Source organism: Pseudomonas abieticivorans, from assembly GCF_023509015.1.
Classification (GTDB): Bacteria; Pseudomonadota; Gammaproteobacteria; order Pseudomonadales; family Pseudomonadaceae; genus Aquipseudomonas; species Aquipseudomonas abieticivorans.
The window spans coordinates 4,953,118-4,973,430 of record NZ_CP094975.1 but is presented as its reverse complement, the minus strand read 5'-3'; the positions used below and the strand labels follow the sequence as shown (position 1 = coordinate 4,973,430).

Sequence of the window (20,313 nt, the reverse complement as noted above, 5' to 3'; positions counted from 1 at the left end):
AACGCCATGTCCGTTATTACCCACAGCCACGCAGGCTCCACCACCACCACCCAAAGCCAACGCCTGGTCGCTGCCATTGGCGCTGCCGTGCTCGGCGCGTGCCTGGTGTACTTTGCCGGTTTCTCGCACATCGCCGCGGTGCACAACGCCGCCCATGACACCCGCCACAGCTCCGCGTTCCCGTGCCACTGAGTGCCGACCCGATGATCAAGCGAATTGCCCAGACGGCCGGCTTCACCGGCCTGCTCGCCGCCCTGCTGTTGACGCTGCTGCAAAGCTTTTGGGTGGCGCCGCTGATTCTCAAGGCCGAAACCTTCGAGAAGGCCCCGGCGATGCAGATGCACGAGCACAGCGAGGCCACCCCTGCCGCCCATGAGCATGATGAAGAAGCCTGGGAGCCCGAAGACGGCTGGCAGCGCGTGGTGTCGACCACCGGCGGCAACTTGGTGGTGGCCGTGGGTTTTGCCCTGATGTTGGCCGCGCTCTACACCCTGCGCGCACCGGGCAACACCCGCGAAGGCTTGCTGTGGGGCCTGGCCGGTTTCGCCGTGTTCTGCCTGGCGCCCACCTTGGGCCTGCCACCGGAGCTGCCGGGGACGGCGGCCGCGGACCTGGCGCAGCGGCAAATCTGGTGGATTGGCACCGCCGCCTCCACCGCCGTGGCCCTGGCGCTTATGGTGTTCAGCCGCAACTGGCTGCTCAAGGGCCTGGGCGTGCTGATTTTGCTGACCCCCCACGTGATTGGCGCGCCGCAGCCTGAAATGCATCACAGCCTGGCGCCTGAAGCGTTGGCCGCCGAGTTCAAGGTCGCCTCGACCTTGACCAACGCCGCCTTCTGGCTGGCACTGGGCTTGATCAGTGCCTGGTTGTTCCGCCGCAAGCAGCAGGCCTGATGAAGCTGGTGGCCGGGTTTGGCTGCCAGAAAGGCTGCCCGGCCGAAGTGTTGGGCAGCCTGCTCCAAGCCACCTTGCTGCGCTTCAACCTGCAAGGTGCCGAACTGCTCGGCCTGGCCAGCCTGGACATCAAGCAGCATGAACCGGGCTTGCAGGCATTGGCCGAGCAACTGCAGCGGCCGCTGAGTTTTTTCAGCGCCGCGCAACTGCTGCCATTGGAGCCGCTGCTCAGCCACCGGTCTGCCGTCGCTTTCGCCCACACCGGTTGCCATGGCGTGGCCGAAAGCGCGGCCTTGGCGTTGGCCCAGAGGCTGGGCGGGCAACCGGCCAGCCTCTTGGTCACCCGGCAAAAAAATGCCCAGGCCACCCTCGCATTGGTACAAATCCCCCACGATCCGCGATAATCATCCCCCGCCTACTTGAAAGTTGTTCAAGCAGCGCCTTTTTCAGGACACGTGCATGACCGTCTATTTCATCGGCGCAGGCCCCGGCGACCCCGAACTGATCACGGTCAAGGGCCAACGCCTGATCCGCAGTTGCCCGGTGATCATCTATGCCGGCTCCCTGGTGCCCACCGCCGTGTTGCAGGGCCATACGGCCGATCAGGTGATCAACAGCGCCGAGTTGCACTTGCAGCAAATCATCGATCTGATCCAGGCCGCCCACGCCCGTGGCCAGGACGTGGCGCGGGTGCATTCCGGCGACCCTAGCCTGTATGGCGCGATCGGCGAGCAGATTCGTCATCTGAAGGCGTTGGGCATTCCCTTTCAGATCATCCCCGGCGTCACCGCCACCGCAGCCTGCGCGGCGTTGTTGGGCGCGGAACTGACCCTGCCAGACATCTCGCAAACGGTGATTTTGACGCGCTACGCCACCCAGTCACCGATGCCCAAGGGTGAAGAGTTGGCCAGCCTGGCCCAGCATGGGGCCACCATGGCCATCCATTTGGGCGTGCAGCATTTGCCGAAGATACTTGACGAATTGTTGCCCCATTACGGTGCCGACTGCCCGATCGCCGTGGTGCACCGCGCCAGCTGGCCGGATCAGGACTACGTGGTGGGTACCCTGGCCGACATCGTCGACAAGGTGGCGGCCAAGGGTTTCCGGCGCACCGCCTTGATACTGGTCGGGCGGGTGCTGGGCAGCGATGTGTTTGGCGAATCAGCGTTGTATCGAGCCGGCCACGCCCATGTGTACCGACCATAAAAAAACGGCGCTCACGGGGCGCCGTTTTTCAATGCCGCAGCGAACGCCTTAGTAATAGGCGTTTTCTTTCTGCGTGTGGTCGGTTACGTCCCGAACGCCCTTGAGCTCCGGAATGCGCTCCAGCAAGGTACGCTCGATGCCTTCGCGCAAGGTCACGTCGGCCTGGCCACAACCCTGGCAACCGCCACCGAACTGCAGCACGGCAATGCCATCCTCGACCACGTCGATCAGGCTGACCTGGCCGCCATGGCTGGCCAAGCCGGGGTTGATCTCGGTCTGCAGGTAGTAGTTGATGCGCTCGTTGACCGGGCTGTCATCGTTAACCATCGGCACCTTGGCGTTCGGCGCCTTGATGGTCAGCTGGCCGCCCATGCGGTCGGTGGCGTAGTCCACCAGCGCGTCTTCCAAAAACGGCACGCTGAAGGCATCCAGGTAAGCCGTGAAGCTGGCAAGGCCCAGGGCCTCGTCTTCAGGCTTCTCTTCGCCTGGCTTGCAATAGGCGATGCAGGTCTCGGCGTATTGAGTCCCTGGCTGGGTGATAAAAATGCGAATGCCGATGCCCGGGGTGTTCTGCTTGCTCAGCAGATCAGCCAGGTAATCGTGTGCAGCGTCAGTAATCGTTATGGCGCTCATGTAAGTTCCTCACAGACTTGCCCGCAGTTTACGCCAAAGCCGGCCCCGGACAAAGCCCCAGTAATTTTGTCAGGTTATGGGCTCGCTTTCTGGTCGCACCAGGCGGGCGTCGGCCCAGCCCTTCATGCGCCGGTACAGGCGTGTCTCGATCCACACATAGCTGGTCCAGGACATCAGGGCGATCAACGGCACGCAGAAGGCAAACACCACGTAAGGGCTGATGCTCAGGCGCTCACTGACAAACCAGCCGCCGTACAGCACCAGCACGTGGATCAGGTACACGGAATAGGAGCAGTCGCCCAACACCTTGAGCACCCGGTTGCCCTTGAACCATGGCTCCAGGGCAATGCATGCCAGCACGATGAACGCACTCGGCACGCCCCAGTGCAACAGGCGGTCACTGGCATCCAGGTTGTAGATGGCCACCAGAGAGGCGGCGATCAGCAATAACGGAATCCACAGCCCCTGCCCCACCCAGCCACGGCGATAAGCCCAGCCGATGGCGATGCCCAACAAAAATTCATAGACGATATTGTTGGCGTAGAAGCGGCTGAGCACGCCATAGCGGCTGACCACTTCGCACACCGCGAACAACGCCGCCGCCACCACCAGCGCGCGGTGGCGCTGGGGCACCAGGAACACCAGGGAAAACAGCAGGTAGAAGAACATCTCGTAGTTGAGCGTCCAGCCCACGTTAAGCGTGGGGTACAGCCCATAACCACCAGGGTTTTCCGAAGGGATGAACAACAGCGACAACAAGAAGTGCGGCAGGTCGACCACCTGATGCGGCATCTGTTGCCCCACCAGCACGATCATCAACCCCATCAGGAGGGTATAGAGCCAATAGGCCGGTACGATGCGAATGGCCCGGTTGAGCAGGAAGCGCCCGGCGGGCATGTCCTTGTCCTGCGTGGAAAGGAAAATCACCAGGCCGCTGATGACAAAGAAAATATCGACCCCGACCGCGCCGCGATCAACGAAAAACTGGCCGATGGGGCCTGACGCGTGGAAGTCGAAGAAGATCTGCATGAAGTGATGACAGACCACCACCCAGGCTGCCAGTGCCCGTAAAGCTTGAAGCGAAATCAGCATTGCCTACCGCCCTTTTGTAGCCACAACCCGCGCCCCTTTTCAGGGCACCCTCAACGGTTGGGACCACAAAAAATGCGGAATGCTCAAACCAATGTACCGGCGGTATCGGTAGAAGCGGATTATCCGCAAAAAAATCGCCGCAGTGCATCAAGTGCACTGCATTGGATTTTTCGCGGATAAATCCTCTCCAACAGGGTGTGTGCCACTCAGAGGTTCTCGTAGCGGTTCATGTCCAGCACCCCTGCTTCCACCGGGTCGGTCTCCTGGATATAGCTCGTCAGGTCGTGGAAAAACTGCCAGAACTGCGGGTTGCTGCGGCGCACGCCCCAGCGCTGCACGATGCGCTCGAACGCCGGCTGGTCCTTGGCCGACTCCATGGCCTGGACGAACGCCTCGACCTGATCGGCCGGCACGTTGAACATAAAGTTGGGGTAGCTGCTGAGCACGCCGGGGTAGATGGTGAGGGTGTCCAGCCCCGGCAGGTAGCGCGACGACTCACCCAACAAGAAGGCCACGTTGGTGTGCGCGCGGTTGCGCAGCAGGCTGTAGACGATGCGCTGGCCCTTGCCATCCTGGATGCGCAGCATGGTCGCTTCAGGCAACTGGTCGATCACCTTCAGGCCGGCGGCCGGGCGTGAAGTCAGGCGGCTGAGGGACTGCTCGACGTTGCGGAAGGTTTCGCTGACGTTGGGGCGCGAGCAATAGGCACCCGTGCAGCGGTTGATCGGGTCAGGCGCGGCGTTCAGCGAGCCCGAGCGCTGCAGCAGCTTGAGGGCGAAATCACGCTTGGGGTCCTTTTCGTTGAGCACCATGCCGGTCGGGGTATCGTCGTCGATCTTCTGGTAATCGAGCCACATTTTCACCTTGCCGCCTTCCTGGTACCAATCGCCAAGGAGCTTGTCGCGCTGGTCAGCGGGCATCAGGCGCAGGAAATTGACTTCGGCGCCATTGCGGATCAGGTCGAAATACAACCGCGTCTGCGCCTGGTGGGCCACGTTACCGTACACGTCGAAATTCACCGCCAACTGGTAATAGGTGCGCTCCAGCAACGGGTAGTCGAACAGCCACATCGTTTGCGGCACGTCGCCGATCAGGCCCTTGTTCACTGCGGCGCTGTCGAAATGGCGGAAGATGGTCAGCAGCGCGTTGTCGTTGCCGGCCCAAAGGGTGGCCCAGCCAGGCGGCGGCATGTCGGCGTAGGCGTCGCGGCGCAGGTCTTCGTATTGGTTGCGCTTGTCGCGGTAGTCCAGCCACAGGCGCAGCACGCTGCCAACGTTGTCGTTCTGCCCTGGCATGGCCAGCAGCGGCGTCGCTTCGCCACGGTACTTGGCGTCGGTAATGTACTTGTCGTGGGCCGGCTCCTGGAACATCACCCAAAACTGGTCACGGATCACGTCGGTTGCGATCTGCCCGCGGCACACCGGGCCACGGATAAAGGTACGCACGAAGTACTCGGCGTTATCCAGCATGAACTGGTAACGCGCCACCGCAGGGATCGCGGCGAAGGTTTCGAACGGGTTGGCCCGGTGCCGTGGCCCATAGCCCGGCAGCGAGGTGGCATGCCAGTCGCCGCTGTAGAACAACTGCTTGACCCGCGCCAGCTTGTTCGGCCCCATGGGGTAGGTGATGTGAGTCTTGTGCACAATCACGCCCTGCACCGGCATCAGCCGGTAGTAGAACACCGTGCCGGGGTCGTCATCGGGGCGCCGGGTGGCAATCAGGTCCACCGGCTGGCCGCTGGGCGTGCGCGAGCGCACCCACTGGAAGTAATGGCCCGGCTCACCGCCGGTGAAATAGATGTGCGCCAGAAACAGGTGCTCGTACAACCAGCGCGCCACCAGCGCCTCGGTGGAGCCTGGGCGGTTGAGCAGCTCTTCCCATTGGCCGATTTGCGCAGCTTCGGCGGGGCTGGCCTTGAGTGGTTGCTGGTCTACGGGGGCACCGGCCGCCAGCCAACGCTGCACGGTCTGGTACTGGGCGTCGGTCAGGCCGGTCACGCCCAGGGGCATGCCCTCCTGGGGGTGGGCACTGGCATAGGCATTGAATTCGCCCGGCAGCGGGCACATGTTTTCGCGGTTCAGGCCCAACTTAATACTGTCGGGCAGCTTGGCGTTGGGCACCACGGGCGCACTGTGGCCCAGCTCGAGCATGCGCGACATCAGGGCCGCCTGGTTGCTCTGGCCATCAAGAACCGAATAGAAACCCTTGCGTCGCCATGCTTCCGGGCCGCTGGCATCGTAGAAAATTCGCGTGGGGGCCACGGCGATGCTGCGCTCGCCTTGATACACCGGCACCTTCGAGGCGCCGCGCAGGGCGCCCTCGCCCGCTCCCAGGTTCAACTGACAGGCGGCATCGTTGCAAGCATGGCACGCCACGCACTTCTCGGTGAAGATCGGCTGGATATCTCGGGTATACGAAATAGCCGGGCTGGCGACGGGCGCTTGCGCGAACGCAACGCCGCAGAGCAGCAGGGCCAAGACGCTGGCCAGTAAACGATGCACCATGTGACGGTGTCCTGACTTTTAAATAACTGTTTGAATATTCTACCCGTGGCGCGACGCCATCAACGTGAACGAAATTCATGTAAATGTGGAAGACGTTCAAAAGCGCGCAGGTTTGCTATCATTTCGCACCTTTCGTATTCGCACCTTTTTGTATTTGTCTTGCCAGGTAGCCCTCATGTCCGACCGCAGCGCTCGTCTTCAAGCCCTACAGCAAGCCCTCAAAGAGCGCATCCTGATACTCGATGGCGGCATGGGTACTATGATCCAAAGCTACCGCCTTGAGGAATCCGACTATCGTGGCACGCGCTTCGCCGACTGGCCGAGCGACGTCAAGGGCAACAACGACCTGCTGCTGCTCAGCCGGCCGGACGTGATCGCGGCCATTGAAAAGGCCTACCTGGACGCCGGCGCCGACATTCTGGAAACCAACACCTTCAACGCCACCCAAGTGTCCCAGGCCGACTACGGCATGGAGTCGCTGGTGTATGAGCTGAACGTGGAAGGTGCCCGCGTGGCGCGCCAAGTGGCCGACGCCAAGACCCTGGAAACCCCCGACAAACCGCGTTTCGTCGCCGGCGTGCTGGGCCCCACCAGCCGCACCTGCTCGCTGTCCCCGGACGTCAACAACCCGGGCTACCGCAACGTCACCTTCGATGAACTGGTGGAGAACTACACCGAGGCCACCCACGGCCTGATCGAAGGCGGCGCCGACCTGATCCTGATCGAGACCATTTTCGACACGTTGAACGCCAAGGCGGCAATCTTCGCCGTGCAGGGCGTGTTCGAGGCAATCGGTTTCGAGTTGCCGATCATGATCTCCGGCACCATCACCGACGCCTCGGGCCGCACGCTCTCTGGGCAAACCACCGAGGCTTTCTGGAACTCCGTGGCGCACGCCAAGCCGATCTCGGTCGGCCTTAACTGCGCCTTGGGCGCAAGCGAGCTGCGCCCTTACCTGGAAGAGCTGTCGAACAAGGCCGGCACCCACGTTTCCGCGCACCCCAATGCCGGCCTGCCGAACGCCTTCGGTGAATACGACGAGCTGCCATCGGAAACCGCCAAGGTCATCGAAGAATTCGCCCAAAGCGGCTTCCTGAACATCGTCGGCGGTTGCTGCGGCACCACCCCAGGCCACATCAAGGCCATCGCCGAAGCGGTGGCCGGCTACGCACCGCGCCCGATCCCGGACATCCCCAAGGCCTGCCGCCTGTCGGGCCTGGAGCCGTTCACCATCGACCGCAGCTCGCTGTTCGTCAACGTCGGCGAGCGCACCAACATCACCGGCTCCGCGAAGTTCGCCAGGCTGATCCGCGAGGATAACTACACCCAAGCCCTGGAAGTGGCCCTGCAGCAGGTGGAGGCCGGCGCTCAGGTGATCGACATCAACATGGACGAGGGCATGCTCGATTCGAAGAAGGCGATGGTCACCTTCCTCAATCTGATTGCCGGCGAGCCAGATATCTCCCGCGTGCCGATCATGATCGACTCCTCCAAGTGGGACGTGATCGAGGCCGGCCTCAAGTGCATCCAGGGCAAGGGCATCGTCAACTCCATCAGCATGAAGGAAGGCGTGGAGCAGTTCATCCATCACGCCAAACTGTGCAAGCGCTATGGCGCCGCCGTGGTGGTGATGGCCTTCGACGAAGCCGGCCAGGCCGACACCGAAGCGCGTAAAAAAGAAATCTGCAAGCGCTCCTACGACATCCTGGTGCACGAAGTGGGCTTCCCGCCAGAAGACATCATCTTCGACCCGAACATCTTCGCCGTGGCCACCGGCATCGAGGAGCACAACAACTACGCGGTCGACTTCATCAACGCCTGCGCCTACATCCGTGACGAGCTGCCCCATGCCCTGACCAGCGGCGGCGTGTCCAACGTATCGTTCTCGTTCCGCGGCAACAACCCGGTGCGCGAAGCCATCCACTCGGTGTTCTTGCTGTACGCGATTCGCAACGGCCTGACCATGGGCATCGTCAACGCCGGCCAGCTGGAGATCTACGACCAGATCCCGGCCGAACTGCGCGACGCCGTGGAAGACGTGGTGCTCAACCGCACCCCCGAAGGCACCGAAGCCTTGCTGGCGATCGCCGACAAGTACAAGGGCGACGGCAGCGTCAAGGAAGCCGAAACCGAAGAGTGGCGATCCTGGCCGGTCAACCAGCGCCTGGAACATGCGCTGGTCAAGGGCATCACCACCCACATCGTCGAAGACACCGAGCTGTCGCGCCAGTCGTTCAAGCGCCCGATCGAAGTGATCGAAGGCCCGCTGATGTCCGGCATGAACATCGTTGGCGACCTGTTCGGCGCCGGCAAGATGTTCCTGCCGCAAGTGGTCAAGTCCGCCCGCGTAATGAAACAGGCCGTGGCTCACCTGATCCCCTTCATTGAAGAGGAGAAAGGCGATAAACCCGAAGCCAAGGGCAAGATCCTGATGGCCACGGTAAAAGGCGACGTGCACGACATCGGCAAGAACATCGTCGGCGTGGTGCTCGGCTGCAACGGCTACGACATCGTCGACCTGGGCCGTGATGGTGCCGGCCGAGAAGATCTTGCAGGTGGCGCGCGAGCAGAAGTGCGACATCATCGGCCTGTCCGGCCTGATCACCCCGTCCCTGGACGAGATGGTGCACGTAGCCCGCGAGATGCAGCGCCAGGACTTCCACCTGCCGCTGATGATCGGTGGGGCCACCACCTCCAAGGCCCACACGGCGGTGAAGATCGAACCCAAGTACAGCAACGATGCCGTGGTGTACGTGACCGACGCCTCGCGCGCCGTGGGCGTGGCCACGCAGTTGCTGTCCAAGGAGCTGAAAGCCGGTTTCGTACAGCGTACCCGCGAGGAATACGTGGAGGTGCGCGAGCGCACCGCTAACCGCAGCGCCCGCACCGAGCGCCTGAGCTACGAGCAGGCGATCGCCGCCAAGGCCACCTTCGACTGGAATACCTACCAGCCGGTCAAGCCGACGTTCACCGGCGCCCGGGTGCTGGACGATATCGATTTGAACGTGCTGGCCGAGTACATCGACTGGACGCCGTTCTTTATCTCCTGGGACCTGGCCGGCAAGTTCCCGCGCATCCTCACCGATGAAGTGGTGGGCGAGGCCGCCACGGCGCTGTATGCCGATGCCCGGGAAATGCTGCGCAAGCTGATCGACGAGAAGCTGATAAGCGCCCGCGCCGTGTTTGGCTTCTGGCCGGCCAACCAGGTGCAGGATGACGACATCGAAGTGTACGGCGACGACGGCCAGCCCTTGGCGCGCCTGCACCACCTGCGCCAGCAGACCATCAAGACCGACGGCAAGCCGAACTTCAGCCTGGCCGACTTCGTGGCACCCAAGGCAAGCGGCGTGACCGACTACGTGGGCGGCTTTATAACCACCGCTGGCATCGGCGCAGAGGAAGTGGCCAAGGCGTATCAAGACAACGGCGACGACTACAACTCGATCATGGTCAAGGCCCTGGCCGACCGCCTGGCCGAGGCCTGCGCTGAATGGCTGCACCAACAGGTGCGCAAGCAGCACTGGGGCTACGACAAGGACGAGGCGCTGGACAACGATGCCTTGATCAAGGAGCAGTACAAAGGCATCCGCCCGGCCCCCGGCTACCCGGCCTGCCCGGACCACACCGAGAAAGGCACGCTGTTCGACCTGCTGGACCACAATGGCCAGAGCGGCGTGACCCTGACCGAGCACTACGCCATGTTCCCGGCGGCGGCGGTCAGCGGCTGGTACTTCGCCCACCCGCAGGCGCAGTACTTCGCCGTGGGCAAGGTCGACAAGGACCAGGTGCAGCGCTACACCGAGCGCAAAGGCCAGGACCTGGCCGTGAGCGAGCGGTGGCTGTCGCCGAACCTGGGTTACGACGCCTGATGTGATCGCTTCGCGGATGAACCCGCTCCCATAGGAGCGGATTCATCCGCGAAAAACGCAACACGATCCCCTTTTGTTACGCGGCGTTCTCAGACAAACGCCAACTCGCCCTCGCCCACCACCCGCGCCGTCGGCCCACCCAGGGTCAGGTTATGGTGCGCGATGATCGCGGCCGCCGGCATCACCTCGGTGTCCATGCAGCTGTGCCCATCGGCCACCAACACCGGTTTGAACCCCAACTCCAAAGCGGCCCGGCACGTGCTGTCCACGCAGTACTGAGTCTTGAGCCCCACCACCACGACCTCCTTCACGCCCGCGTCGCCAAAGCGCTGTGCCAGGTCAGTCCCTTGGAAGCAACTGGGCGCCGACTTGTTGAACAGGTGATCCACGCCCTCCTCCAGGCCCAATTCAGGCAACACCTGCCAGAACCCGCTGCCCGCGGCAATCGGCGAACCTGCAGGCCCGGTGTGGCGCACGGCAAACACCGGCACCTGCGCCGACCGCGCCTTGCCAATCAAGCGCTTTACCGTCGCCACCAAGCGCTCAGCCTCATACGGCTGTTGCGGGCCCTGAAACAGTCCGACCTGCATATCCACGATCAATAGGGCTGCCTGTCGCGCATTAAGTTGCAGCATGGTGCTTCTCCTTGAAGGCCAGCAGGCAGGGCAAAAAAAAGGCCCCGTCCATTGCTGGCGGGGCCTTGGGTGTTACGTGCTAACCGCACACACGCATTAACCACACGCCCCGCCGGTGGCGGTCGTGGTGGTTACGGTGGTGTAACGCTGCGATCTATTCATGGATCCAAAATACTTCAACCTGCCTGCGAAGGTCAAGGCCAGGGGACTTAAATTGTAATGGGCTGCATCGTGCCAAGCGTCCCGACGCTCTTTATAGTCTGGCTTCACTTATACGGAGGCGAACCTATGAAAGGATTCATGGCGCTGCTCGCGGTACTGCCACTGGCCGTACACGCGAACACAAATGAATGTATCAGACCCACCGATGCACAGATCTCAGCGTTGTTCGATCAATGGAATCAGTCGCTGCAATCACAAGACTCAAATCGAATGCTCGATCACTATGCCGAAGGCTCGATCCTGTTGCCAACGGTCTCCAACTCACTGCGGATCAGCCCCGAAGAAAAGCGCGATTACTTCAAGCACTTCATGGCCAACGCACCCCGCGGCAACATCGTCACCCGCCACATTCAGACCGATTGCAACACTGCGCTGGACAGCGGCATCTATGAGTTCAGCTTCGCCAGCACCGGCGACAAGGTCAGGGCACGTTACTCGTTCAGCTACCGATGGGTGACAGACCGATGGCTGATTTCCAGCCATCACTCTTCGGTAATGCCGCAGGGTTGAGCCCAAGCGCCTGTAGGAGGATTCATCCGCGAAAAATTCGCCACGGTTTCGGCAGGCCTAACGCGGGGGTATTTTTCGCGGATAAATCCGCCCCACAGGCGATCATGGTGCGGCATATTGACGCACTTGATTTCCGGGCAAATAGGCGCGCAAACGTTTGATCAAGGCATGCGACCAAAGTCGTACAACCCACATGGCACGTGCGTGCCAGAGCTTTTGCCGCCCGTCAGTCGCCTTGCCGAGACAGGGTCACCGGTTCTCAACTACTCTGAAAATTCAGCCGCACGACCGTCTAGAAACTTCAACCCAAAATAGGTCGAACTTTCTGATCGGATGGCTGGTCAGGTTTACAGTAGGCCGCTGCCTCTGATGACCCGAGGCGCGGCCCGTTTACCCCCACATGTCCGTCTATCCGCAATCGGCAGGATAAGCCGATACGCGTAGCACTTGTGTGTTTGCACTGGGGGATCTGCCAATAAAACAAGTGCTTTGCCACATGTATTAATGCACGGGAGAGAACAATGATCAGTGCTGCTGTCGATAACCAGGGACAGATTTTCAACAGACAGGATAGTGAACCGGCCCACGTGCCGAGCATCGTGTCGACAGGCAAGGTGCTGCAGGCGGACTCGGTACCCAATCCGAACAAGCAAAAAGTGCTTTTCGTAACTTCCGAAATTGCTGATTTGGTCAAGACCGGCGGCCTGGGCGACGTTTCCGCCGCCCTGCCGCGGGCCATGAGCCCTTTGCATGACGTGCGCGTACTGATCCCCGGCTACCCGCAAGTCATGAACAGCGACAATCCGATCCACATCGTCGGTGAACTGGGTGGCCACGCTGCGCTGCCACCGTGCAAGATCGGCCGCATGGACCTGGCCGATGGCTTGGTCATCTACGTGCTGATCTGCCCTGAACTGTACGAGCGCGAAGGCACCCCCTACGGTGCCAACAACGGTCGCGACTGGCCCGACAACCACATCCGTTTTGCACGTCTAGGCTTGGCCGCCGCCGACATCGCCGCAGGCCTGGGCATGGTCCACTGGAAGCCCGACCTGGTGCATGCCCACGACTGGCCCGCAGGCCTGGCACCGGCCTACATGCAGTGGCGCGGCCTGAGCACCCCTACCCTGTTCACCATTCACAACCTGGCGTACCAGGGCGTGTTCAGCCGTGCCTGCTGCCCGGAACTGGGCGTGCCCACCCATGCCTTGCAACAGGAAGGCATGGAGTTCTACGGCAAGTTGTCGTTCCTCAAGGCAGGCATGGCCTACTCCAACCGCATCACCACGGTGAGTGCCACCTACGCCAAAGAGATCACCACCTCGGAATTTGGCTGCGGCCTGGAAGGTTTTCTCAGCAGCAAGGCCCAGCAAGGCCTGCTCAGTGGTATCCCCAACGGCATCGACGAAAGCTGGGAGTCGGCCACCGACCCGCACCTGATCTGCCCGTTCAGCCTCAATGACTGGGATGGCAAGGCGGTCAATGCCGACCACGTGCGCAGCCTGTTCGGCCTGGACGACAGCGAGGGCCCGCTGTTCGCGGTGGTGTCGCGCCTGGTTTACCAAAAAGGCCTGGACCTGACCGAAGCCGTGGCCGAATTCATCGTCGAGCAAGGCGGCCAAATCGCGATCATCGGCCGTGGCGAGCCGGAAGAAGAACAGGCCATGCGTGAACTGGCCTTGCGCTTTCCCGGCCAGGTGGGCGTGCGCATCGGCTTCAACGAAACCGATGCGCGGCGCATGTTCGCCGGCAGCGACTTCCTGTTGATGCCCTCGCGCTACGAGCCCTGTGGCCTGAGCCAAATGTACGCACAACGCTTCGGCTCGTTGCCGGTGGCGCGCAACACCGGCGGCCTTGCCGACACCATCGAGGATGGCGTGACCGGTTTCCTATTCAACGAGTCCACCGTACAAAGCTACGAGCAAGCCCTGGCCCGGGCCTTCTATGTGTTCAGCAAGCCGGAGTTGCTCAACGCCATGCGCTGCCTGGCCATGACCCAACCGTTCAACTGGTGCCAAGCCGTTGAACCCTACGCCAAACTCTATGAGGACATGGTCAAGGGCAGCCTCAAAGCCCCCGCCCGCTACTGAACAGAGAGGTTTCATCGATGCCTTCAAGCACACCTGAAACCTGCTCTCACGGCGCTGTCATGATCGATCCGGCCCACACGCGCTTTGCGCTGTGGGCGCCGGATGCACTGACTGTCAGCGTGGAAATCGAGCACGGTTCATCCCTTCCCATGTTGCCCCAGGCCGATGGCTGGTTTGTGATTCAAACCCGATGCCAGGCCGGTACCGCCTACCGCTACCAGATCAACGGCGAACTGCTGGTGCCCGACCCCGCGTCCCGGGCCCAGCAAAGCGATATCGACTCGCCAAGCCTTGTGGTCGACCCCAACGCCTACACCTGGCAACACCTCGCCTGGCAAGGCCGGCCCTGGACCGAGGCGGTTATCTACGAATTGCACGTGGGCGCCCTAGGCGGCTTTGCCGCAGTGCAACAGCACCTGGCGCGCCTGGCGGCCCTGGGCGTCACTGCCATCGAACTGATGCCCATCGCCGAATTCCCCGGTGCTCGCAACTGGGGTTACGACGGCGTGCTGCCCTACGCCCCGGAAGCCTCCTACGGCACCCCTGAACAACTCAAGCACTTGATCGACTGTGCCCACGGCCACGGCCTGATGGTGCTGCTGGACGTGGTCTACAACCACTTCGGCCCTGACGGCAATTACCTGAGCCAGTACGCCAAGGGCTTCATGCGCGAGGACAAACACACGCCCTGGGGCGCGGCCATCGATTTTCGCCGCCCGCAGGTGCAGGACTTCTTCATCGACAACGCGCTGATGTGGCTTTTGGAATACCGCTTCGACGGCCTGCGTTTCGATGCGGTGCACGCCATCGAAGACCCCGAGTTTCTCAAGCTGATGGCCCGGCGAATCCGTGCGCACATCCCGGCCGGGCGCCACGTATGGCTGAATCTGGAGAACGAGCACAACCAAGCGCACTTGATGGAGCAAGGCTACGACGCGCAGTGGAACGACGACGGGCACAACGCCTTGCATGTGCTGCTGACCGGCGAAACCGAAGCCTATTACGAAGACTACAGCGACCAGCCCACCGAAAAACTCGCCCGCTGCCTGGCTGAGGGTTTCGTCTACCAAGGCCACACTAACCGCAACGGCGAGCAGCGCGGCGAACCCAGCGGGCACCTGCCGCCCAGCGCCTTCGTGCTGTTTTTGCAGAACCACGATCAGATCGGCAACCGTGCCTTTGGCGAGCGCTTGCACCAGCTATGCCCGCCGGCCGCACTGCGCGCCGCCACGGCTCTGCTGTTGTTGTCGCCGATGATCCCGTTGATGTTCATGGGTGATGAAAACGGCGCCGACGCGCCTTTCCTGTTTTTTACCAGCCACCATGGCGAGCTGGCCGAAGCCGTGCGCCAGGGCCGCCGCGCCGAGTTCAAGGCCTTTGCCGCCTTTGCCGATGCCGAGCGCCGCGAACAGATTCCCGACCCCAATGCGCCGAACACCTTCGAGGCCTCGAAACCAAACCTGACCTGCGACAACGACTGGACGGCCCTGTACCGCCAGCTTCTGCAACTGCGCCACCATCACCTGATACCCCACTTGAACGCCAGCCATTGGCTGGGTGTCCAAGTGCATGCCCGCGGTGCCCTCACCGCACGGTGGCAACTGGGTAACGGCAGCCACTGGCGCATCGACCTGAACCTGAGCGATCGCAGCCTGGACGTGCCGCTGGCGCCTTTGGAACAGCGGATTTTCGACAGCGACCCCTTTGCTATTACGCAACAACCGTCCCACTCACTCGGCCCTTATACCGCCGTGGTCAGCATGACCCCGGCCCGTGCTTCTGGAGATGTTGCATGAGTGACGAGCGACTGGAACAACTGGCAGGCCAGGCTGGCCTGGCGGTGCACTGGACTGACGCCAACGGCCGCCCGCAGCGGGTGTCCGACGACGTGTTAGGCAAGGTATTGGCCGGGCTCGGCCACCCTGCAGGCAGCCCCGAGCAGATCGAGGCAAGCCTGCGCGAGCTGGCCGAGGTTCAGCAAAAAGGCCACCTGCCGCCGCTGCTGACGGTCGACTACGGCCAACCGCTGGACCTCAGTCGCCACTTCGCCGCGAACACCGCCTTGCAGGTGTACCAGGAAGACGGCGCCACCCTGGACCTTACGCTGGACGAACAGGCGCGCCTGCCGGGCCTGTTGCCTGTGGGCTACCAGGACGTGCGCATCGACGGTCAGCATTTCACCCTGGCCGTGGCGCCCCTGCGGTGCTACAGCGTCGGTGATGCCTTGGGCCAGGAAACGCCGAGGGCCTGGGGCCTGGGCGTGCAGCTGTACAGCATTCGCCGCCCCGGCGATGGTGGTTTCGGTGACACCCAGGCCCTTGAGATGCTCGCCCGCAGCGCCGGTGAACGCGGCGCCGACGCCTTGGCCATCAGCCCCATGCACGCCATGTTCAGCAGCGACAACCACCGCTACAGCCCCTACTCGCCGTCCAGCCGGCTGTTTCTCAACAGCCTGTACGCGGCACCCGGCACCCTCCTGGGCGAACGAGCCGTGCGCGTGGCCATTGAACGCGCGCAACTGGCAGAAGAACTGCAACGCCTGGAGGCCATGCCGCTGGTGGATTGGCCCTTGGCCGCCGCCGCCAAGCAACGCCTGTTGAAAACCCTTTACGAGGACTTTCGCAGCGGCGACCACCCACTCAACCCCGACTTTGCCAGCTTCCGCCATGCCGGCGGTGAAGCCCTGGAGAACCACTGCCGCTTCGAGGCCCTGCAAGCCGACTGCGCCACCCGTGGCCAGCCCCAGGACTGGCGCCAATGGCCCAAGGACTGGCACGACCCGCGCAGCCCGGCCATCGCCGAATTCGCCGCGCAACACCAGAGCGACATCGAGTACTACGCCTTTTGCCAATGGCTGGTGGCCCGCAGCCTTGAGCGTGCGCAAAACGCTGCCACCTCCAGCGGCATGCAGATCGGCCTGGTCGCCGACCTGGCCGTGGGCGCTGACGGTGCCGGCAGCCAGGCCTGGAGCCGCCAGGACGAGCTGCTCTCGGCGCTGACCGTGGGTGCGCCACCGGACATCCTCAACCGCGCCGGGCAAAGCTGGGGGATCTCCGCGTTCGCCCCCGAGGGCCTGGTGCGCAACGGTTTCCGCGCTTTTATCGAGATGCTGCGGGCCAACTTTGCCCACGCCGGCGGCTTGCGCATCGACCACATCATGGGCCTGCAGCGCTTGTGGGTGATCCCCTTGGGCTCATCCCCCGGCGAAGGCGCCTACCTGCAGTATCCGGTGGACGACCTGCTGCGCTTATTGACCCTGGAATCGCACCGTCACCAGGCCATCGTGCTGGGCGAAGACTTGGGCACGGTCCCGGAGGGCCTGCGGGAAAAACTTGCGCCACGGCAGATCCTTGGCATGCGCGTGCTGCTGTTCGAACAGCATCACACCGGCCACTTCAAGCACGTATTGGAATGGCCCGACGATGCCTTGGCCACCAGCACCACCCACGACCTGCCGACCCTCAACGGCTGGTGGCACGCACGCGACATCGACTGGAACCACAAGCTCACCTTGATCGACAGCCACACCGAGCACCAGTGGCGCGAAACCCGTGAACAGGAGCGCCGCGGCCTGCGCCACCTGCTGGGCCAGGACAGCGCGAACTTCCAGGGCGAGGCCCACGAAGCCGATCAACTGATCGACGCCAGCGTGCGTTTCATCGGCCACACCCGCGCCCCTCTGGTGCTGCTACCCCTGGAGGACGCCTTGGGCGTGGACGAACAGCCCAACCTGCCCGGCACCATCGACAGCCACCCCAACTGGCGTCGCCGTTTCCATGGCCAGGCAGCGCAACTGCTCGACGACATCGACGCCGCGCGGCGCCTGGAACTGCTTGCCCATGCCCGTCAACAAGCCAGTGAGCGTGATCGATGAGTTCAATCAGCGCCAGTATTCGGCTGCAACTGCACAAAGGTTTTACCCTGGACGACGCCTGCGCACAGGTGCCCTATTTCGCAAGCCTTGGCATCAGCCACGTCTACGCCTCGCCCATCCTCAAGGCGCGCGCAGGCTCCATGCACGGCTATGACGTGGTCGACCCCACCCGGGTCAACCCGGAACTGGGTGGCGAGGCCGCGCTGGTGCGCCTGGTTGGCGCCTTGCGCGAACACGACATGGGCCTGATCCTGGACATCGTCTCCAACCACATGGCCGTCGGCGGTGCCGACAACCCCTGGTGGCTGGACCTGCTGGAGTGGGGTCGGCGCAGCCCTTACGCCGAATTCTTCGACATCCAGTGGCACTCCCCCGACCCCATGCTCGAAGGTCAGTTGCTGATGCCATTTCTGGGCAGTGACTACGGCAGCGTGCTGCAGGCCGGCGAAATACCGCTGCGGTTCGATAACGACCGCGGCAGCTTTTACATCGAGCATTACGAGCACCGCTTCCCGATCTGCCCACCGGATTACGCCGACATCCTCAGTGCCTCCAACGACCCGGCGCTGGGCAAGCTGGGCGCGCGCTTCGGCTCATTGGAGAACGACCCCAAGGCTTACGCCAAGGCCGCCGACCTGCGCGCCGAACTGCAGGTGATGGTGGAATCGCGCCCGGGTATTCTCGAGCCGCTGCTGGCGCGCTTCGATTCCACCCAGGAGCATGGCTTCAAGCGCCTGCACCGCCTGCTGGAGCGCCAACATTACCGCCTGGCCAGCTGGCGCACGGCGGCCGACGATATCAACTGGCGGCGCTTCTTCGATGTCAACGAGCTGGGCGGCCTGCGGGTCGAGCGCTCGGCGGTGTTCGAGGCCACCCACGGCAAGCTCTTCGAATTGATCGGCCGCGGCCTGATCGATGGGCTGCGCATCGACCACATCGATGGCCTGGCCGACCCGCGTGGCTATTGCCGCAAGCTGCGGCGCCGGGTCGACAGCCTGCTGGCCGATCGACCTGCCGATGCAGCGCTGGCAAGGGTGCCGATCTACGTGGAAAAAATTCTCGGCGCCGGTGAACAGTTGCACCGCGACTGGCAGGTGGACGGCACCACCGGCTACGAATTCATGAACCAGTTGTCCTTGCTGCAGCACGACCCCGCAGGCCAGCCGGCGCTGGCCGAGCTGTGGAGCGAGGCCAGCGGGCGCCCCGCCGAGTTCGCCGAAGAGGCCTTGGCCGCGCGCCACCTGGTGCTCAACGGCACCCTGGCCGGCGATTTCGAATCGGTCGCCCAGGCACTGCTGCAAGTGGCCCGTGGCGACCTGATGAGCCGCGACATGACCTTGGGCGCCATCCGCCGCGCCTTGCAGGAACTGATCGTGCACTTCCCGGTGTACCGCACCTACATCAGCGCGTGCGGGCGCCCGGCAGAAGATGAGCCGTTCTTCCAGCAGGCCATGGAGGGTGCCCGCAGCACCCTGGGCGAAGCCGACTGGCCGGTACTGGACTACCTGCAACGCTGGCTGGGCGGCGACCCGTGGCGGCGCCTGCCGTTTGGCCGCCAACGCAAACTGGCGCGCCATGCCTGCGTGCGCTTCCAGCAACTGACCTCGCCGGCAGCGGCCAAGGCTGTGGAAGACACCGCGTTCTACCGTTCGGCCATTGTGCTCTCGCGCAACGACGTGGGTTTTGACGCCGAACACTTTAGTGCCCCACCACAGGCGTTTCACCAGGCCTGTGAGCAGCGCCTGGCGAACTTCCCGGATAACCTGCTGGCCACCGCCACCCACGACCACAAGCGCGGTGAAGACAGCCGTGCGCGCCTGGCGGTACTCAGCGAATGCAGTGACTGGTACGCCGCCCGCGTGGCGCACTGGCAAGAACTGGCCGAGCCCTTGCGCAGCGACGTGGCAGGCAGCATGGCACCCTCACCCGGCGATGAGTTGATGCTTTACCAGGCCCTGCTTGGCAGTTGGCCACTGACGCTGGACGCCAAAGATCACCAGGGCCTTGAGGCCTACGCCGAACGCCTCTACCAGTGGCAACAAAAAGCCTTGCGCGAAGCCAAGCTGGCCAGCAGTTGGAGCGCGCCCAACGAGCCCTACGAACAGGCCTGCAAAGCGTTCCTGGAGCAACTGTTGCTGGCGCCTCAGGCGCAACAGCTGCGCACCTCGATCGCCGCCGCCGCGCACAAGATTGCCGTGCCGGGCGCGCTCAACAGTTTGCAGCAAACCCTGTTGCGCATGACTGCGCCGGGCCTGCCCGACCTGTACCAGGGCGCCGAGTTCTGGGACTTCAGCCTGGTCGACCCCGACAACCGCCGGCCCGTGGATTACCCCGCGCGCCAAGCTGCCCTGGCGCACGCGGCGGGCACCGCCCAGTTGCTTGAAGGCTGGCAGAGCGGGCACCTCAAACAGGCCCTGATCGCCCGCACCCTGCGTGTGCGCCAGGCCCACCACGCGCTGTTCGCCCGTGGAAAATATCAAGCCCTGGAGGTGCTCGGCCTACACGCTGATCAGGTTCTGGCCTACGCTCGTTATACCGATGAACAGGTGGCGATCATCATCGTGCCCAGACTCACCTGCGCGCTGTTGGGCGATGCCCACAGCCCGTTGATAGAGCCAAAAAAGTGGGGAGACACCCGCGTAAAACTAGCTTTGCCCCATTCTCTGCCTAAATTGAAGGGACTTTTTTCAGACGTCGCAGTCACACCAGATAAGGAGCTCCTGGTGAGCACTGTACTGAACGAATTCCCCGTCAATCTTCTTATGCAAAGTGACTTGTGATCAGG

Annotated in this window: 13 protein-coding genes and 1 pseudogene; 10 read left to right on the top strand and 4 right to left on the bottom strand. The window is 63.0% G+C overall.

Annotated features, from left to right (window positions below; translation table 11 throughout):
- Positions 1–6: 6 nt before the first annotated feature.
- The 4 genes from L9B60_RS22675 to cobM are packed head-to-tail and all read left to right on the top strand — an operon-like array spanning position 7 to position 2,099.
- Complete coding sequence (locus L9B60_RS22675; protein WP_249673214.1) at positions 7–192, top strand: CbtB domain-containing protein; 186 nt, start codon at positions 7–9, stop codon at positions 190–192.
- Positions 193–203: 11 nt separating this feature from the next.
- Positions 204–893: a CbtA family protein gene (locus L9B60_RS22670; RefSeq protein WP_249673213.1), complete on the top strand. Its 690-nt coding sequence runs from the start codon at positions 204–206 to the stop codon at positions 891–893.
- Positions 893–1,297: a cobalamin biosynthesis protein gene (locus L9B60_RS22665; RefSeq protein ID WP_249673212.1), complete on the top strand. Its 405-nt coding sequence runs from the start codon at positions 893–895 to the stop codon at positions 1,295–1,297. The genes L9B60_RS22670 and L9B60_RS22665 overlap by 1 nt, the downstream gene beginning before the upstream one ends.
- Positions 1,298–1,352: 55 nt before the next feature.
- Complete coding sequence (gene cobM / locus L9B60_RS22660) at positions 1,353–2,099, top strand: precorrin-4 C(11)-methyltransferase (RefSeq protein ID WP_249673211.1); 747 nt, start codon at positions 1,353–1,355, stop codon at positions 2,097–2,099.
- Positions 2,100–2,147: 48 nt separating this feature from the next.
- Here cobM and nfuA read toward each other — a convergent pair whose 3' ends face one another.
- The 3 genes from nfuA to L9B60_RS22645 form a co-directional block, all read right to left on the bottom strand.
- Entirely contained in the window at positions 2,148–2,732 is a 585-nt protein-coding gene (gene nfuA / locus L9B60_RS22655) for a Fe-S biogenesis protein NfuA (protein WP_249673210.1), read from the bottom strand.
- A gap of 69 nt (positions 2,733–2,801) precedes the next feature.
- Positions 2,802–3,824: an acyltransferase family protein gene (locus L9B60_RS22650; RefSeq protein WP_249673209.1), complete on the bottom strand. Its 1,023-nt coding sequence runs from the start codon at positions 3,822–3,824 to the stop codon at positions 2,802–2,804.
- Positions 3,825–4,030: 206 nt separating this feature from the next.
- Entirely contained in the window at positions 4,031–6,328 is a 2,298-nt protein-coding gene (locus L9B60_RS22645; protein ID WP_249673208.1) for a fatty acid cis/trans isomerase, read from the bottom strand.
- A gap of 175 nt (positions 6,329–6,503) precedes the next feature.
- On the opposite strand from L9B60_RS22645, the pseudogene metH reads away from it, so the two are divergent.
- A pseudogene (gene metH, locus L9B60_RS22640) lies at positions 6,504–10,197 on the top strand (methionine synthase).
- 89 nt (positions 10,198–10,286) lie between these two features.
- On the opposite strand, the gene L9B60_RS22635 reads toward metH, so the two are convergent.
- Entirely contained in the window at positions 10,287–10,832 is a 546-nt protein-coding gene (locus L9B60_RS22635) for a cysteine hydrolase family protein (protein ID WP_249673207.1), read from the bottom strand.
- 288 nt (positions 10,833–11,120) lie between these two features.
- Between L9B60_RS22635 and L9B60_RS22630 the strand changes: the two genes are divergently transcribed.
- The 5 genes from L9B60_RS22630 (at position 11,121) to L9B60_RS22610 (ending at position 20,308) form a co-directional block, all read left to right on the top strand.
- Positions 11,121–11,564 (top strand): SgcJ/EcaC family oxidoreductase, encoded by a 444-nt coding sequence (locus L9B60_RS22630; RefSeq protein WP_249673206.1) that lies wholly within the window; start codon positions 11,121–11,123, stop codon positions 11,562–11,564.
- A gap of 521 nt (positions 11,565–12,085) precedes the next feature.
- On the top strand, positions 12,086–13,654 hold the full coding sequence (gene glgA, locus L9B60_RS22625) for a glycogen synthase GlgA (RefSeq protein ID WP_249673205.1): 1,569 nt from the start codon (positions 12,086–12,088) through the stop codon (positions 13,652–13,654).
- A gap of 17 nt (positions 13,655–13,671) precedes the next feature.
- On the top strand, positions 13,672–15,450 hold the full coding sequence (gene treZ / locus L9B60_RS22620) for a malto-oligosyltrehalose trehalohydrolase (RefSeq protein ID WP_249673204.1): 1,779 nt from the start codon (positions 13,672–13,674) through the stop codon (positions 15,448–15,450).
- Entirely contained in the window at positions 15,447–17,528 is a 2,082-nt protein-coding gene (malQ, locus tag L9B60_RS22615; RefSeq protein ID WP_249673203.1) for a 4-alpha-glucanotransferase, read from the top strand. Before treZ ends, malQ begins: the two co-directional genes overlap by 4 nt.
- Positions 17,525–20,308 (top strand): malto-oligosyltrehalose synthase, encoded by a 2,784-nt coding sequence (locus tag L9B60_RS22610; RefSeq protein ID WP_249673202.1) that lies wholly within the window; start codon positions 17,525–17,527, stop codon positions 20,306–20,308. The genes malQ and L9B60_RS22610 overlap by 4 nt, the downstream gene beginning before the upstream one ends.
- Positions 20,309–20,313: the final 5 nt, after the last annotated feature.

Bases quoted from the DNA above. Each gene is read 5' to 3' on its own strand.
- glgA (WP_249673205.1), top strand. From the start codon at position 12,086: ATGATCAGTGCTGCTGTCGATAACCAGGGACAGATTTTCAACAGACAG.
- L9B60_RS22630 (WP_249673206.1), top strand. From the start codon at position 11,121: ATGAAAGGATTCATGGCGCTGCTCGCGGTACTGCCACTGGCCGTACAC.
- treZ (WP_249673204.1), top strand. From the start codon at position 13,672: ATGCCTTCAAGCACACCTGAAACCTGCTCTCACGGCGCTGTCATGATC.
- L9B60_RS22645 (WP_249673208.1), bottom strand. From the start codon at position 6,328: ATGGTGCATCGTTTACTGGCCAGCGTCTTGGCCCTGCTGCTCTGCGGC.
- L9B60_RS22610 (WP_249673202.1), top strand. From the start codon at position 17,525: ATGAGTTCAATCAGCGCCAGTATTCGGCTGCAACTGCACAAAGGTTTT.
- L9B60_RS22670 (WP_249673213.1), top strand. From the start codon at position 204: ATGATCAAGCGAATTGCCCAGACGGCCGGCTTCACCGGCCTGCTCGCC.
- L9B60_RS22665 (WP_249673212.1), top strand. From the start codon at position 893: ATGAAGCTGGTGGCCGGGTTTGGCTGCCAGAAAGGCTGCCCGGCCGAA.
- malQ (WP_249673203.1), top strand. From the start codon at position 15,447: ATGAGTGACGAGCGACTGGAACAACTGGCAGGCCAGGCTGGCCTGGCG.
- L9B60_RS22635 (WP_249673207.1), bottom strand. From the start codon at position 10,832: ATGCTGCAACTTAATGCGCGACAGGCAGCCCTATTGATCGTGGATATG.
- L9B60_RS22650 (WP_249673209.1), bottom strand. From the start codon at position 3,824: ATGCTGATTTCGCTTCAAGCTTTACGGGCACTGGCAGCCTGGGTGGTG.
- cobM (WP_249673211.1), top strand. From the start codon at position 1,353: ATGACCGTCTATTTCATCGGCGCAGGCCCCGGCGACCCCGAACTGATC.
- L9B60_RS22675 (WP_249673214.1), top strand. From the start codon at position 7: ATGTCCGTTATTACCCACAGCCACGCAGGCTCCACCACCACCACCCAA.
- nfuA (WP_249673210.1), bottom strand. From the start codon at position 2,732: ATGAGCGCCATAACGATTACTGACGCTGCACACGATTACCTGGCTGAT.